The following is a 17,082-nucleotide window of genomic DNA, read 5'->3' as shown; positions in this document are numbered from 1 at the left end:
GCGACTGACCTCCCCATCCGAGCGGACAACCCAATTTTGACGCTTGCAGAAATTCCTTGAGAAGGTGCAATGCCCCCTAAGCTTCGAGGTTTAACCACGAATCACACGAATCACACGAATCGTCAGCATGGATCCAATTCGTGTCATTCGTGTTTTTCGTGGTCAAATCAATCCCCACGACAACGGAGCGACGACCACCGCACACCGGACAGACCGCCATCGAGAATGACTGCACGCCGTTGATCCCCATCCGAGCGGACAACCGAATTTTGACGCTTGCAGAAATTCCTTGAGAACGTGCAATGCCCCCCCTAAGCTTCGAGGTTTAACCACGACTCACACGAATCATCAGCATGGATCCAATTCGTGTCATTCGTGTTTTTCGTGGTCAAATCAATACCCACGACAACGGAGCGACGACCACCGCACACCGGCCAGACCGCCATCGAGAATGACTGCACACCGTTGATCCCCATCCGAGCGGACAACCGAATTTTGACGCTTGCAGAAATTCCTTGAGAACGTGCAATGCCCCCCCCTAAGCTTCGAGGTTTAACCACGAATCACACGAATCGTCAGCATGGATCCAATTCGTGTTTTTCGTGGTCAAATCAATACCCACGACAACGGAGCGACGACCACCGCACACCGGACAGACCGCCATCGAGAATGACTGCACTTCGCTGAGGAGCGCATCCGTCGGAAACGAACTTCCATACCAGAGCCCGTCAAATCCGCGGAAGTTTCTCAAACGCTGCAACCGGACTTCCGTCTTTCCAGTCAATCGGGACAACGGATAAGTACCAAGTCTTTCCTTGGGAGTTGTTGCCTTGATAGAAGAGGTAATCTTGACCATCGTCGTCCTGGAACAGAAACGGATGCCCCGACTCGCTGGAGTTCCAACTACCTGGCGGGCCGTTGGGTACAAACGGTATGTCCGACAAGCGATTGAAGTTCACTCCATCATCGCTAACAGCCACACCGATTTGCTGGGGATCGTTGTTGTAACCCCCGGCATAGAACATGTAGAGTCGACCGTCATGACGGGCCATTGCCGCGGCTTCGACACATTGCTTCTCCCATGCCAAGTCGAGGTTTTTGTCGTCCAGTTTGGTCGGAACGGTTGGGGCGAGTATCGGGCCATCTGAATTAAGCTGGGTCCAGCTTTCGCGGGAGAAATCACTGTCAAGCGGCGCTGCTGCAACCCCCATCATCTGGACCTTCATTCCCGGATCCCGTGTTGCCCAGTACAACAACAGCTTACCTTCATGGACGATTACATCGGCGTCGATGGCCCGTCCGGCTGTCCAGTCGCCAGTCGGGCGAAACACTGGATTTGTGGGATTTCGGACGAAGTTGATTCCATCGTCAGACCAAGCGTGGCAAATAGCATCTTTCTGGCGATTGCCGTAGGTCTGGTAGAACAGATGGATCCTGTCGTTTAACACGATCGCCCCCGGAGCGGTGAAGCCCTTCGCCTCCGCTGCCCCGGTATTTTGCAGTTCCGCGGCCTTTTCCCAATCCACGAGGTTGTCACTAGTCGCAACCCCGATTGTCCAGCCTGTCGTTGGCTTGCGATCAAAAGGCGGTATCGAGTAGTAGAGCCAGTACTTCCCCTTAAATTTGACGACAGCCGGGTCTTTTGACATCGGCTTGCCACTAGCGTCATCTGCGAACATCATCCGGGGCGTATCAACGGGCGACTGTGCAACTGCGTGAGAGGCCAGAAAGGCGCCAAAGACAACGGATAAGGTTGCAAGTCGATTCATGAACGTTTGCCTCAATTGAGCTGTTCTTTCGGATAACGGTAGAAATCACGGGGGGGGGGGGGAAGCCAGACAGAAGACTGTCTACTTGAGAAAACGTGCATGCCATGGTTCCCGGCTGTTATAAATTCACAAGAGCATCGCAGTAGTTGTCAACGTGGTGCAGACTGGTAGTAGGCACGCCCAGCGTGTCGGCCGTATGCAACCCAGACACCACCACCGTTAATTTGTGTGTTGCCGTAAGTATAGACCGTCACGAATCGTTACGCCACGACTGTCGCATACGTTGGCCAACGCGATCTGCTCTGCTTCAGTCGGGTTGGTTGACTTGCTGAGCAGACGACGGCGGGCTTGGCGAATGATCCCAAAACGCCCAGTTGTGCGTCAATCGAAATGGCAACGGACAGCTCAGCCCATAGAGACACCCACGCTAGCCCGGCAACCAGCGTGAGGCTTGAACCACGAAAGACACGAATCACACGAAAAGAGCGGCATGGGTCAAATTCGTGTAATTCGTGTTTTCCGTGGTCGAATCAATGTCCATGACAACGGAGCGACCAACATTGCCCCGACCATCGCACAGGCCGCGTTTGAGAAGGTACTATGGATGCCATGAACAATAAGTGACGGGTTTACTGTAGTGGATCTTGTTAAAGATCCTGTTCTGGATGGATCTTTAACAAGATCCACTACGCCAGTTATTGATCCCGCGTTCCTATGCACCTCTGAGCTTCTTCGTTTTGACTCCCCCTTAGTGACAAAGTCACGGCATGCAATAGCCCCGGACGCGAGCCCAGGAAACTCATCCGTTGGGTTGGTGGCTGGCAGGAACGCCAGCCCAGCACCCGCAGGGATGCGGCCAGCCAACTGGACACCTCACTCCAAGCACTGCGCCGGAGCAATTCGATTAAGTTCAACGGTAGCGATGTGCGGGCGGCGGCGGTTGACCTGCAAGCAGACTAAAAACGTGACCAGCGCCGCTCCGTAGCCATCGCATGGTTATCGTTCGTGCTGGAAACGCGTAGGCATGGAACAGAAACATTCGAGTAAGGATACCAGGAACAATAAGTGACGGGTTTACCGTAGTGGATCTTGTTAAAGATCCTGTCCTGGATGGATCTTTAACAAGATCCACTACGCCAGTTATTGATCCCGCGTTCCTATGCACCTCTGAGCTTCTTCGTTTTGACTCCCCCTTAGCGACAAAGTCACGGCATGCAATAGCCCCGGACGCGAGCCCAGGAAACTCATCCGTTGGGTTGGTGGCTGGCATGGATGCCAGCCCACCATCCGCAGGGATGCGGCCAGCCAACTGGACACCTCACTCCAAGCACTGCGCCGGAGCAATTCGATTAAGTTCAACGGTAGCGATGTGCGGGCGGCGGCGGTTGACCTGCAAGCAGACTAAAAACGTGACCAGCGCCGCTCCGTAGCCATCGCATGGTTATCGTTCGTGCTGGAAACGCGTAGGCATGGAACAGAAACATTCGAGTAAGGATACCAGGAACAATAAGTGACGGGTTTACCGTAGTGGATCTTGTTAAAGATCCTGTCCTGGATGGATCTTTAACAAGATCCACTACGCCAGTTATTGATCGCGCGTTACTAACGGGACAAACGTAGGCTACTTGGATCGAACGTAAACCTCCGGCTCACACAGTGTGGTGTTCCAAACTGACGCAACATGGTCATCAATGTATACCAGCCGAAGCGTTACCGCGTAATCGGAATCAGGTTCAACAAGGATGAGTTCGCCTGTCGGCGAAATGCTCCAGAATACGCCAGATATTCGCACCTCCATCAAATTTGGATCGCCCGCCTTGATTCCAAGATGAGGCAAATCCTCTTCCGGCGGGCCGCCAATACTCGCCGTTGCGCCAGCTGCGTAGAACCCGAAGTTGGCAACGCGTGATGTCGATACGAGCGAGTAATGCCAGCCGATGATTTGTGACTCGTCCCATGCGACGGAAGGCGACAGCGCATTTGCAAGTGGAGCTGATGCTGCGACACGAGCGCGGTTCACCGCGAGGTAAATGCGATAGATTGTTTTCCGCGATGCAACGCACGCAAGTGACACAAGGGCAACGGCACACAAGATTGCGGTTCGCCTACGGCTCATTCGTATGTCCGATAACGTCAGTGGTGGCCGCCAGGTTCGTCGAACACGCGCGTCCAGCCGTGGTCTCGCCACATTGCGAAATAGTGCCCGACGAGCAGTCCGAACAACCCGACGAGAATAGTCGGTCCCACGACAAGCAGGAAGAGCAATGGGGGATCAACGAACCGACCCGCTGACGAAAATCGGTCAAGGCCGCCGTCCGATACTAACGGGTAAGCGACACCCCGAATTAGGAGCAGCAGCCAATAGGCGGAAACCGAGACGACGGTTGCAATGATACGCGGAAAAGACCCGGATGTACGTGCCGACCTGAAAGCAGCGAAAAACGTGCAAATCGCAACCGAGATGAATGTCGCGGGTGCTGTTGAAAGTCGCTGTGCGGCGAAAACGCCCGCGAAAGCGACGACCAGGATTAGCAGGTCGAATGTCCGATAGGTCATGTACCGATTCCCGTCGAATAACGCTAGGATTCACGTAACCGGGACGCGAAGGGATTGGACTGCAAAAACAAGTGACGCCCAACTCTCGTGCAATCCATTGCTATTTGCCGAGTTGGGCGATCGTCAAAACGGAAAGCGATCAACAGTATGGTTCGATATCGCGAGTGTCGCGGCGATTTGCAGTACAGCAAGCACGCAAATGTATGCCACAGTACGGTATGCTGAGCGAGCGAATTGCAATCGGAAGTAGGTAATCGCAACGACCAAGGTGCCCAGCAATGTAGCGAGTTTGAGAAGGTTTGCAAATTCGCGTTGGATCAGCACGTTCAGTCCATCTTGCAGCCATACGGCAAAGAGCACGGCGAGCCAAGCGTAGCAAGTCGCGATCGCGAGCAAGACCAACCTCGAGCGTGACGTAGAGATTGAACGAAGGCTCGTCGAATCTTCAGCAGCGTTGTCCATCAGCGGCCTATACGGATTTAATTTCTGGACGATGCGATGAGGCTCTCTAAATTAAATAACGGCCGCGTTGACCGAGCAACGCCATTGTGGTTTCCATTTCAAAACGCCCGATGCGTTTTTTCGGTCCAACGCATGGTTCTCCGCTCTTGTGTGTCGGATTGTATCGCTAAAGTATCATCGCCAAAAACGATCGAGCAAACGCGAGATCATTCCGGGTGGGTTTATTGCGTCTTCGTACCTTGGCCACAGTGAACGGAAAGACAGGCGATCAGTTTCTCTTTTGCAATATGATTCGAACCCACCAGAAAAGCAGTGCTCAGCAATGGACTGAGTCCGCACGTGTCGGACCGCAAAAAGAACTTCGTTCCAAAGGTTGGGATCGTGAAGTGCCGCATCCGACTCATCATCAGTTGGACACAACGTATAGTCGCACCAAAACCGGTCACTCCACGAAGGGTCGGTGAGTTCAGCGAGGATCGCACCATCGACCTCAATGAGGTAGAGCGGACCGGGTTTCAGTTCAGGCCACATTGTGTCATTTCAGTTGGCGAACGAGGTAATTATCGCCGGTTGGACCTTCGGTTCCCTCGGTGACACGCGGAGTGTTATCGCCGGTTCGAGGGAAGGTTATCGCCGGTTGGCGACTGCTGAGTATGGGGGGTCTGAATTCTTGGGTCAAGCAAAACCATGAACAAATGTCCGGCACAAGGATTGACCTGTTTTGCTGGCACGTAATGCTGCGGCGATGCGGCTGAGCAGTCGGCTGAACGCGCGCTCGGGACAATGGTCCCAAGCTACCCCTCATCCCGCCTCACGGCCATGGCTACGTAGAGCGGGCCGCTTCGCGGCTGAGTGCGGGTTCCGCTCTGAATTCGTGAACTTAGCTCGCAAGCGAGATTATTTTCACATCGTCGACCACGGCGCTGTGGGGTACCGATAGACGTAGCATTCTCTTGGTCGGATGCGCAAACCCGGGAGCGGTGAACTTCGCGACCTCCGTTCCATCGACCGACGCCGTTACCTGGTCACCTTTTACCCGCACAACGAGCCGGTGCCACTCGCCTTTGGCCGTTTTGGTGGGAAACTTTTTGATCGTCGTCTTGAGGAACGCCAGTTGTTCCGCTGTCAGCTGTTTGGCTTTCTTGGCGTCATAGAACTTCATGTTCATGCTGCCGCTTTTCATGTCATTGATCTGCACGAACTTGTTAGTCACATCGACTTTGAACAAGTGCCCCGCATGAACGTCTTTGAACTTCAGGTCGGCGAAGTCGAGGCCGAGCCGATCATTATCGTTTTCCAACATGAACCGCATCTCCACGACACCGTCTCGAAACTCAGCGGGGTGGGTTACGGACACCGCGTGGTCGGCGGTGGGATGCATTTTGATATGCATCGCGCCATCCTTCAGATCAACCTGCTTATTCCCCCCCGCACGCGACTTGCTGTTCGTTGCCCAGCCATTGCCGATTTCATCGGTCACTTCCTGAGACTCCGTTCGTTCGAAATCGTCGCTGAAGATCAGCGTGCCACTGTCGTCGGCACGCGCAGCGTTCGACAGAGCGAACGGAATCAGGAGCATCAACGTCAAAAATGTTTTGGTCATGGGAATTGTTTGCCTTTAAAATTTTGCTCGCATTGTCGCTGATTTCTGGCATCGCCTAGCAGCGTGTTGATTCACCGGAATCGCATTGTCTATCATACTGCTCCCAAGGTGGGCGTGGTGCAATAAGATGCAACGCAACGAGCCCGCACGATCAAAATATCGACAGAAAGCCGAAGCGAGCTTGTCGATGCAAGTCGGCCACGACATCGATCAAGTCGAAGCTGAACTGCATTCAGAACTGGCGGATGCGGCAGCCCTGCAGGAGCAGATTGCGACGGACGAGACACGGTGGATTGCCCAGGGCATTGATGTGGACGAGGCCTTTATAGAGAAGTACCGGCACCCGACCGAGGTTCCAATTGGATTGGCGAATCACTTCCCCGGTGGCGTGAATTGGTTGTTTGGGGAGGTGTCCATCGTGCTCGGGATCGCACTCCTGTTCGTAACCGCAAAGCGGTGGCACGAGATAGCCCCGGACGCCAGTCCGAGGTAACGGGTACTCAACAAATTGAAATCGCGAAGCGATGCCAAGCATTTCGCCCGCAATCCATTTGGCGCGAGAGACGCATACCGTCCCTTCAGGATTTCGCCACCATCCTTCGCAACGGGTTCCCCGGACTGGCGTCTCCGGGGGCTATTGCATGCCGTGGCTTCGCCACTGAGAACAAACACGACACAACTCCAGCTTCAACTCGGCGCGAGCCCAACGGTTGAGCCCGCCAGGCTCACGTCTTCCCCACCGCTTGGATATCGGAGCAAATCTTGCCGGAGGAATCCACTAGACTAGCGGCCTGGAGAGCCGAGCGACGATATTTGCCCGGCATCCCCAACGCGGCAGATTCCCCTACAATCTGCGGAGGATTGGCTGCCAAACAATGAGTTCGAAGCTCGCTCCTTGTCTCCCCCCTCTCCGTGTCTCCCCCTCTCCCGTCCCCTGCCTCCCCCTCTGCTCCCACTATGCCTTTCTCTGGACTTCGTATTGCCTCGCTCGAAAGCCGTCGGGCGGAGGATATGGCCCGACTGATCACGAAGTTTGGCGGGGAGGCCTGCGTCAGCCCATCGATGCGGGAGGTACCGATCGAACCGAACCGGCCGGCGATCGATTTCGCTTATCGGGTGATCACGGGTGAGATTCCCATCATGATATTCATGACTGGCGGTGGTTTCCGGTACTTGCTCAAGAGCATCGAAAAGCACGTTGAACCCCAACGATTTCTCGATGCGTTGAGCGACATCACGACGATTTGCCGTGGCCCCAAACCGGCTGCCGCGATGCGAGATGTCGGCGTCACCCCCACTTTCCGGGTGCCTGAGCCGAATACGTGGCGGGATTTGCTCAAAATGATCGATGGGGGCATCCCGATCGCCAACCAAGTGGTGGGTGTCCAGGAATATGGGGTGACCAATACGTCTCTGATCGCGGGACTGGAAACTCGCGGCGCGATCCCCGAAACGGTGCGTGTCTACGGCTGGGAATACCCCGAAGACACCGAACCACTGGAGGCCAATGTTCGTGCGATCGCGGCGGGCCAGCGAGACATGCTCTTGCTGACGAGTGCCCACCAAGTCGTCAACATGCTCCGCATGGCGGACTCGCTGAGCCTGACAGATGCGTTGCGTCAGGGGCTGGCCCAAACCGTTGTCGCGTCGATCGGCCCCACGACGAGCGACATGCTTCGCGAGAGTGATATCCACGTTGACATGGAACCCTCGCACCCCAAAATGGGCCATCTCGTCAATGAGGCGGCGCGGGATTCGGCGATGCTCGTGGAAAAACGCCGAGTCCTAGCGACGGCAGATGCCAAACAAATGCGAGTCAGCGTGACAGACGAAGAGGATCGAGAACCGATGACTGCGATCGACGACCATCCCTCGCAATCGAGCCTGTTCATGAAAGCGTGTCGCGGTGAGTCGACACCGCGGACGCCGGTGTGGTTAATGCGTCAGGCCGGGCGATACATGCAAGAGTACCGATCCGTTCGCTCGCAACAGAGCTTCCTCGAACTCTGTGCCAATCCGGGCCTGTGTAGCGAAGTGATGTGCACAGCTGTCGATCGACTCGGTGTTGATGCGGCGATCATTTTCTCGGATCTGCTTCCCATTCTCGTGCCAATGGGCTTCGACCTTGAGTTCGTCAAAGGAGATGGGCCCGTCATCCACAACCCGGTCCGGACGGCAGCGGACATCGACCGCGTCAAAGGGCTGGACAATCCTCAAGACCTCGGCTTCGTTTACGAAACCGTGCGACAAACGCGGAAGGACCTGCCCGATTCCATCCCGCTGATTGGCTTTGCCGGCGCCCCCTTCACGCTGGCCAGCTACGCGATCGAGGGTGGCGGCAGCAAACAATACGCGGCGACCAAGCAACTGATGCGAGCGGATGACGGCGGATGGTCGGCGTTGATGGACCGGTTGACCGACGCAATCATCGTGTACCTGAATGAACAGATCGCCGCGGGCGCGCAGTGCGTGCAGTTGTTCGACAGCTGGGCAGGGTGTTTGTCGGCAGCGGACTACAGCCGATTTGTCTTGCCCTGGATGCGGCGGATCATTGCTGGAGTCACCCCTGGAGTGCCGCTGATTAACTTTGCGACAGGCAACCCGGAACTGTTGCCTCTGCTACGTGGTGACCGCCGCACGGTCGTGGGCGTGGATTGGCGGATTGACATGGCGACGGCGTGGAAACGCATCGGCCACGACATTTCCGTTCAAGGCAACATGGACCCCACCGTGTTGTTGACGGATCCAGCAACCATTCGTGCGGCCGCGAAAGAATTGCTCGATCAAGTCGGCGGTCGGCCTGGGCATATTTTCAATCTGGGGCATGGCGTCATGCAGATGACCCCCGTTGAGAACGCCATCGAGCTGGTGAAGGCGGTCCAAGAACTCTCAGTGCGGGACGATTTTGCCGGCGGGCCAGACGCATGACGAGCATCGTCTGCCCGCTGTGTCCGCTGAACTGTGACGACGTTCGCATCGACGAGAATGGAGCAGGGGAGGGGAACCGTTGCCCGATCCTGTCAGCGGCGTCCCCGGTTAAGATCCCGCCTCCTAAGCGTGGTAACCTCCCGATCGCGAGCGTTTCGGCCAAGACACTTCGCGTGGTCACGACGGGTGTCGATTTATCCACCGCGCGGCAATTGGCTCGGTGGCAAGCGGCAGAGCGGATTGACTTGACCATCGAATCGGACCCGAGCATCGAGGCGTTGCTGCAGACGGCCAGTCGCGATGGAATCGTTTCGGCGACGCTCGCCGACATCGCAACGCATGCTGATCTCGTGTGGATGATCGGTCGTGTCGATCAGGCATGGCCACGTTTGGGTGAAAAGCTACGGTTGAAAGGAAACGGTTCTGATCAAACGCAAGTCCAGCGGTTCGAGCAATGCACCGCCGATGACCTTTCACGCTTCGCCGCTGCTACCGCCGTCGCGGCCGCGACGGCTGAACGTGAGCACGTCTCGCCCCTGGCAACCAATGAACTCGTTCATCACTCGGACAACTGGATTTCGTCCGAGTACTGTGCCATTTTGATTGGCCCGGGAGCCTTTGTGAGCGGCGAAGAATCGCTCAGTGCGACCATGCTGGCACGCTTGGTGCGACAACGCAACGCGAAGAAACGCGCCGTGTTGCTGACGCTCGATGCCGCTGCGACGCTACGAAGTGTGTGCCTGTGGAGCAGCAACACCAGCCCTGAGACGACCACGGGCGCCAACGGTGATACCGCTTTCGACATTCGGATTGGTTCGCCGCTCAGTATCGATTCGCGCGCCGCTGAATTGCAACTTGGCGGCATCGATCCGGGACCGGAGTTGGCGGAGACCTACCGAGCATGTTCTGTCGCGGGGCTGCATCGACCTGGGATGGTGATCCGTGGCGACGGATCGGTATCGTTGCCCCTGGCGACTGCAGTGAAGTCGGATTTGCCGAGTGAAACCGATTTGTTGAATGAGTTGTTGACCAACCAATCCTGAAACATTGGACAGCCGACGAAACGCTCAAGAGACCGATCTCGCCCTGGCGGCGAGGCTGAAACCCCCGCCAACGATGCGGCCACTCTATGGGGTTTCTCCTGCAGGTGATGTTGGTGCGGGAGTGGGAGCGAGATCGGCGGGGACGTTCAGATATGCCAGTAGATCGTTCATTTGCGGCAGCGAAATGGATTGTTCGAAACCTTCGGGCATCAGCGAGATACCCGTATTGCGAATCCACTCGATATCGTCTCGTAAGACGCTTTGACGTTTCCCCTCTTGCATTTGCAGCTCAATCGCCGTGCTGGATTCATTGCTGATGACTCCCGTCATCACCTCCCCGTCGAGCGTCAGGATGCTGTAGCCCTGATACTTGTCCTCCACCGCGAGATTGGGATCCAATATCGCCGTCAAAATCGTTTTGGGAGTGCGGTCCTTCAGGCTGGCGATGTCTGGGCCGATGGCGTGCCCGACTTCGTTGACTCGATGGCAGGCGGCACAGTGTTTTTGGAAAACGATCGCTCCCTGTTGTGGATCGCCCGCCCCGGTCGCGGCAGCGAGGTAGTGCTGCAACAGCACTTGTTTTTCCGCGGCGGAGCTGGGGCGTCCAAACAGGTCGGCCGCCGCCGTTTTGACTTCGTCGCTGGCGTGTGAAAGAAGCCGCCGTCGATGGTCGTCGCTGATCGCGTGTAGCAGCACCCCTCCGGACTCTAACGCTGCGATCAGATCGAGTGTCGTCGATTCGCGGGCGAGGATTGCGTCTAACGCCGCTCGCCGCACCGTGGGACTCATCGATGCGAGGCGGCCCAATATCGCCTCGGGATCGTTGGCAACGATCGCCTCGGCGGCAGCGATCTGGACGTCGACCGGTTGCGCGGCGGTGAGCAGGTTTAGGTTGACACGGTCGTCCCGCTTCTCCAACGCGAGCAACCGGAGCGAGGCGACTCGCAGCGGGATGCTGGCCTGGGCGTCCGATGCCCACTGCACCGCTTGCGTTTTCAATTCAGCTATGAGCGTTTGGGTACTCGACGCAAGCTCCGCGTTTTTTTGACGCAGAGTTTTCAAGGTCTTTGTTAATGCATCAATTCGATCTGGGGCGGGAACGTCATCACGGATCGAGGCGACAAGGGATTTGACCAAGCTCGATATAAACTGAGTTTCGCCGCTGCGAGCGGCCATTTCCAGGATGACGTCCTGATAGGCCGCCGCGGCGCGAGGGTTCTGTTGGATGGCAGCATGAAATGCCCCCAGCATTTCGGGACGGAGGGAGCTGATGACGGCGTCCCGAATCGCCGGCAGATCGGCCGAGTTCGCAGCGATGTCGGCAAGCTTCGCAACCGCCTGCGGCGAATCACTGTAACCAAGTGAATACGCGAGCTGCTGTCGGACGTGTGGATCGGCGGCGTCACACTGCAGCACAGCCATCAACAGTGGGGCGGAACCTGCGTCACCGCTCAGCGACGGTTCACATAACCGAATCGCGTGCCGCCGAACCGTGGGATCCGGATCCCGTAACGCCACTTCCAGCGTATCGACGGTCAATTCGTTTAATCCGTCGAGCGTGCACATCGCATGCAAACGCGCCAAGGGGCGCGGTGATGATTCAACGACCTCTTGCAGCGATCGAGTTGCGGAAGTGCCCTGCTGGCGGATCAACATCGCCTGGGCCAAGTCGCGGATGCGGCCACTGGGCGAACCGAGTTGATCAACAAGCTGAGGGGTGCTCATGCTGCTCAAATTCACCATCGGCCTGGGAGGCTGGTCCGTTGGGAAGATGCGGTAGATCCGGCCACGATCATGGCCGGCGCGAAGTTCCAGCGTTTTCTCCCGCTCATCGTCGATCCACTCGGGATGTTCCATCACCAACCGGTACATGTCCGCGACCCAGATCGCGCCATCGGGGCCCGTCGTCACGCTCGCAGGGCGGAACCAGCTATCCGCCGACGCCAGGAACTCAACGTCTGCCTCGTCGCCGACCCGATGACTCTCAAAGGTCGCCCCGTGGGGCACAAGCCGACGTCGCTGGACCAAATTGTGGACCGGCTCGCAGGTAAAGGTGTTTCGCAAAAAGTCGGGTCCCAACAAGCTGTCGCGGTAGACGATCGTGCTGCACGCGGATGTGAATGCATGCCGACTGCCGGGAGCGGGAGGCACATACCCGGACCAGTGGCTGAGCACACGAGAAATAGGGAACACCTGCGTGTTGTCCAGACGGGCAATGTCTCGACTCGGCGTCGCCGGCGGCACAAAGGCATTTCGTCGTAGGTACTGAGCGGGATGGAGGTAATGTCGAACGGGAACGGAATTGTTGCATCCGAACCAATTGCCATGATCGTCGCGATGGCGTCCGAACTGAGTCGGGCCCGCTTGGAGGTCGAACGCCCCGGTGGTCGGTCGGATGCGAAGATCCTGTCCGCGAATATCGACGACCTCGTCTGTTCGAGTCGACCTGATCGTCCCGCCGCTGTCTCCATTGGCTAAATAGATCCAATTGTCCAACCCGCGTTCAAATCCATTCACCCGGTGCTGTTGATTCCCTTCCCCAAAACCGTGGTAGAGTTCTGTTTGCACATCAGCGGTTCCATCACCATCGGTGTCCTCAGCATAGAAGATCGCGGGGGCGGCACTGACGATGACGCCATCGCCAAAAGCGAGAACGCCCGTGGGGAAGGGGATGTTGTCGAGAAAGAGTGTCGATTGGTCGTAGACTCCATCCCCATCGATATCCTCCAGATACCGGACCCGACCGCCCGGCGTCCCATGATCGTCCAGTCCGAGCGGATAGTCGGCCATTTCGACAACCCATAGTTTTCCATCCGGTCCAAAATCGAGGGCGACGGGATCCATCGTCAGCGGTTCGGCGGCGACCAACTCAATCGTGAAACCGGGTCGCACCCGCATCGATTTCAACGATTGATCGGCGCTGCGTGGGCCGGGCTCGGCGTTGCCGGTCAACTGCGAAAACGAGCGACGATCCACCCCATCGGGCAACCGGTTGGTGTCCTCGTTCTGCACCCACATATGATCGTCGGCAAACCAGGCTCCGTTGTTCGTTCCGCCTCGAACAATCAGCGGGATTTCGCCATCCGGTTCGACCGAGCGAGTGAAGTTGCGCGATCCGGCGTCATACAAACGGACCGCGGATTCGGATGGATTCGATACGATCAGGTCATCGTATCCGTCTTTGTCCAAGTCAACGAAACGCAGCCCATTATCGGCCCCATTGATATCCACCACCGCATACGGAAACGGATTTGGCTTCCACGTACCGTCTCGCTCCACTTCGAAAAATGTTTTCGTTTCAGGGTTGGCAACCAAGACTTCGGACGTTCCATCTTTATCAAAGTCACGCAATCGAACCCCTTGATCAACGCCCGCGACGCGAGTGCGAAACGGAATCAGTTCTTCAGGCAACGCTTTCCGCACAAAGCGGTTCCCTGCAAATTGATAGATTGACTGGTCCTGGTCATTATTAACCAACATGGAAACGCCTTGGCCGGCGATCAGCTGCCCAAACTGAACCCCTTGATCAATCGAGTTTGAGCTGGCATCGCTGGCCACAAATTTCACCGGGCTGGTGAAATCATTCCACACCTGGTTTTCAGGGTCCCAAACTCTCGCGACTTGCCGTTGATCATTTCCGATCATCACATCTAAATATCCGTCCAAATTCAGGTCGACAAGGCGGACCCCATTGTCCCCTCCACCGACTCGCCGACGGAGTGGTTGATCGAGTAACAGATACTTGTTGATTCGCTCGATGCATTCACGGAAGGTTAAAAACTTAACCCGCTTGCCGTACTTCGCATCGACTCGGTCAACGACTTCGGCAATCTGTTCGCTACGGATCCAATCGTAGGGATGAAAAACGATATCGGCGATTCCTTTTTTCACGACCGTCGCATCGATCGCGGCCAACATATCGTCGACCGTTCTCGGGTTGTTGGGTTGTTGAATGTTCTGCGCCTGCCAATCATCCGGGATCATGCACGGGAATTCCCAGCACTTCTTGCCGATCACGAAGGGGTAGGGATAGTTTTCGATTTGATTGACAAACGAGGGAAACGGGATGTAACGTTTGAACCGCTCCTCGCCGTCGGAATTCAGCGTGATCGACTGAGGAATGTCCGGGTCACTCGATGTAAAAACGCAGACGACCGATGTACTCGCCTGGAGGAAGTTCCCCGCCGGCGTGGTTTGGTTGATAATCTCAGCGAACGCCCGCGGGCTGGGCGTGTTTTGAGAATCCATGCAAGGGAACCGAAACGCGACCGGTTGGCTATTGGGAATCGCCGAGACGATATCGACACAGCGATCATAAGTCGATTTGGCTTGCTCCAACTGACCACTCTGCAAACAGGGGCAGGGGTGATCGACGGTGTGCGTTTCGAACGACAGCCCTTCGTCGAGCCAAGCTTGTAGTTGCGGATCCTCAGGATCGACTTGGCAGGTCATGATGCTCAGCGGCGCTCGCCCGTCGATCTGTTTCAGACGATTGAGGATCGGTCGCAAGTAGGCCTCGTACTTCGCCGTGTCTCGCATGTCATCGATCCCCAATACGACGACCGCCTCGACGCCTGGTTCCCCCACCCACTGCGGCGTCGTCAGTTTGGGAAAATTCGTGTGCGGATAGTACGGGTTTGAGTAATCGTCGAGATACGCAAACGGATTGCCGTCGGCGGCTGGCAAGCGTTCACCGACGACACCGCTCAACAGAGTGGCGGAGACTCCGAAAAGGAACGCCCGGAAAAGTTTTCGGTCAATACGACGCATGATGTTTCTCCTTAGAATGATTTGCTGCGGCCGCGATTGCGACGGGATGTATTTCTGGGCCAGCCTACCCCCATGCGGATGCACCGGGATAAATGCGACTGCCACTGCCGTGGCGATGTGCATACTGGCTTCCTCGCCTGTTAAGGAACGAGCGGAAAATTACTGTCTGAAATTGTGGTCGAACGCTCCGCGGTCGACCATTCCGACCGCGGAGCGTTCGGCCACTTATTTTCCGCTCGTTCCGAAGCACGTTTGGGTGATTCACTCCACCTAACCTCTATTAGCATCGCGTGGAGAAAAGATGACGTCGGTACACTCGCCGGAGTGCGGGATTTCACATTCTGGCGAGCGTAGGTGCGGGAGAATTCGTCACCTGTTGCCCATGCGATATTTAGCCGAAACCATTGCGTGAACGTGCTGAGGTCAGTTTCCCCAACAGTTCAACTGCGTGTTGCGATAGATGCGCAGCAGCGGTCGGCGTGAAGGGCGGCAGGTCCAAAATCCGAGGAACCGTGACGGCTGCGTATTCCTTGTTCTGGTAAGCAGTCGGGTCGGCGAGATATCCGACACTGTCGTCGGCGTAACCGACGACCACTGTGTGCTCAAATGGCGACCGGCGTTGGATGTCGAGACCGTAGAAACTATACAGTTCGCTGGAGTGGAACAGGATCGCGAGGTCTCCCAACCGCAGTGCCGACATAGGTGTCGAATGTGCCTTCGTGTTGAGATCCCACGTTTTTGCCGAGTCATACCAAGCTTTGGAGAACCGCGCATCGACCCATTCTCCCGAGACGCACTGTTCGGGATGGTCGCGATAGGTTTGCAACTGCGACTGCAGCAATTCGATGTCCAACGGAATCGCAAACGGTTCTGAAACGATTCGTAATTCGTCAGTCGTGATCGGTTGAGCGACCGCGAGAGCATTATCAATTCCCAGCGAGATCGCCGCGGCGGTTGGCTCGGCTTTCCCAATCCAAATTTTCCCGTCGCCCGGATTAACGTCTCCGGCATGCCCCTGCAGGAAGCCGGGCGTGACTCCGTGTTTGGCTTGTACTTGTTTTGCCACCAAGCCCACCCAATCGGGCCCAGCCAGACCATCTTGGTAACAGACAGGGTGGCAGGAAAAGTGATACCACAACACATCCGACTTGCCCGCCCGAACGAAGCGGAGTAGATGCAGCGTTGTATCCAACCAGCGGTCGGCATCCGTTGATTCGTCATCGAACGCTTGCTCGGTTTTCCACGTCGGCGTGGTGCGGTTAAAGCTGCCGCCTTCGACCTTGCTTTTACCCAAGTGCAATTGGGCAGAGGATAAATCCTGTTGTGCTTGCTCAACGGCGTCGACGGCGAGCCCGGCAACTTGGTCTTGGTAATCTTCCGGTATGGCGCCCCATTGTTGTAAAAAGGTAAATGTGGGCGTTGAGTGGGAATGCGTCGCGCAGACGCGTACGTTCGACGCGGGAATCCCCGTCCGCTTGGCAACCTGCTGCTGCACCTTTTGGGTGAAACTCGCCGAGAGCGTCAGGATATCCAGGGTAACGATGGCGACCACCTGATCCTTGATTTGCAGCACCAAGGCTCTCGCTGCTGTTGCTTGCCGAATCCCCGTGATGCGGCGTTCTTGACCGGGTGGTTTGTGAAATCCAGCAAGTTCGATCCCCAGCGGTGGAGTGATGTCGACGACCGCCTGACCAATCGCCAGGGAGACATCGCGGCTTTGATCCGCTGCCAGAGGATGAGGGGCGGCCGTCGCGACGAGTGTCGCACCGATGCCCGTCAGCATCTCACGACGAGTCAGCGGGAAGTTGCGATGAGCGCATGCAGGAGAGGTCATATCAATCCAATCGGTTGATCCGGCGGGCACCAACGCCCAGAGCGATGGTGGGAAGGTGGGATACAGAGAACGCGAGTCTCTCGTATTTCTGTTCGCTATGTTAGCAGATCACCAAGG

At 56.6% G+C, this 17,082-nt stretch carries 9 protein-coding genes; 3 read left to right on the top strand and 6 right to left on the bottom strand.

Annotated features, from left to right (window positions below; all coding sequences use genetic code 11):
* Positions 1-728: 728 nt before the first annotated feature.
* The 4 genes from SH410x_RS02280 to SH410x_RS02265 all read right to left on the bottom strand — a co-directional run bounded on the left by SH410x_RS02280 (position 729) and on the right by SH410x_RS02265 (position 6,390).
* Positions 729-1,769 carry a family 43 glycosylhydrolase gene (locus SH410x_RS02280; protein WP_473674229.1) on the bottom strand — a complete coding sequence of 347 codons (1,041 nt, stop codon included), beginning with the start codon at positions 1,767-1,769 and terminating at the stop codon, positions 729-731.
* Between the two features lie 1,621 nt (positions 1,770-3,390).
* Complete coding sequence (locus SH410x_RS02275; RefSeq protein WP_473674227.1) at positions 3,391-3,885, bottom strand: hypothetical protein; 495 nt, start codon at positions 3,883-3,885, stop codon at positions 3,391-3,393.
* A gap of 563 nt (positions 3,886-4,448) precedes the next feature.
* Complete coding sequence (locus tag SH410x_RS02270; protein WP_473674226.1) at positions 4,449-4,787, bottom strand: hypothetical protein; 339 nt, start codon at positions 4,785-4,787, stop codon at positions 4,449-4,451.
* An 880-nt stretch (positions 4,788-5,667) separates the two neighbouring features.
* The gene (locus SH410x_RS02265) at positions 5,668-6,390 is read right to left on the bottom strand and encodes a 3-keto-alpha-glucoside-1,2-lyase-like domain-containing protein (RefSeq protein ID WP_473674224.1); all 723 of its coding nucleotides are present in this window, start codon (positions 6,388-6,390) and stop codon (positions 5,668-5,670) included.
* A 127-nt stretch (positions 6,391-6,517) separates the two neighbouring features.
* Here SH410x_RS02265 and SH410x_RS02260 point away from each other — a divergent pair, with 127 nt between their 5' ends.
* The 3 genes from SH410x_RS02260 (at position 6,518) to SH410x_RS02250 (ending at position 10,361) form a co-directional block, all read left to right on the top strand.
* Positions 6,518-6,883, top strand: a complete 366-nt coding sequence (locus SH410x_RS02260; protein WP_473674223.1) for a hypothetical protein — start codon at positions 6,518-6,520, stop codon at positions 6,881-6,883.
* Between the two features lie 464 nt (positions 6,884-7,347).
* Positions 7,348-9,318, top strand: a complete 1,971-nt coding sequence (hemE, locus tag SH410x_RS02255) for a uroporphyrinogen decarboxylase (RefSeq protein ID WP_473674222.1) — start codon at positions 7,348-7,350, stop codon at positions 9,316-9,318.
* Complete coding sequence (locus SH410x_RS02250; protein WP_473674220.1) at positions 9,315-10,361, top strand: molybdopterin-binding domain-containing protein; 1,047 nt, start codon at positions 9,315-9,317, stop codon at positions 10,359-10,361. Before hemE ends, SH410x_RS02250 begins: the two co-directional genes overlap by 4 nt.
* Positions 10,362-10,445: 84 nt before the next feature.
* On the opposite strand, the gene SH410x_RS02245 is transcribed toward SH410x_RS02250, so the two are convergent.
* Both SH410x_RS02245 and SH410x_RS02240 read right to left on the bottom strand, forming a co-directional pair.
* Positions 10,446-15,131, bottom strand: coding sequence for a PVC-type heme-binding CxxCH protein (locus SH410x_RS02245; RefSeq protein ID WP_473674219.1), 4,686 nt, complete (start codon positions 15,129-15,131; stop codon positions 10,446-10,448).
* Positions 15,132-15,522: 391 nt separating this feature from the next.
* Positions 15,523-16,965 (bottom strand): neutral/alkaline non-lysosomal ceramidase N-terminal domain-containing protein, encoded by a 1,443-nt coding sequence (locus tag SH410x_RS02240; RefSeq protein WP_473674217.1) that lies wholly within the window; start codon positions 16,963-16,965, stop codon positions 15,523-15,525.
* Positions 16,966-17,082 lie beyond the last annotated feature (117 nt).

It is taken from the genome of Rhodopirellula sp. SH410, from assembly GCF_055811895.1.
This window is presented reverse-complemented; position numbering and strand designations above follow the sequence as displayed.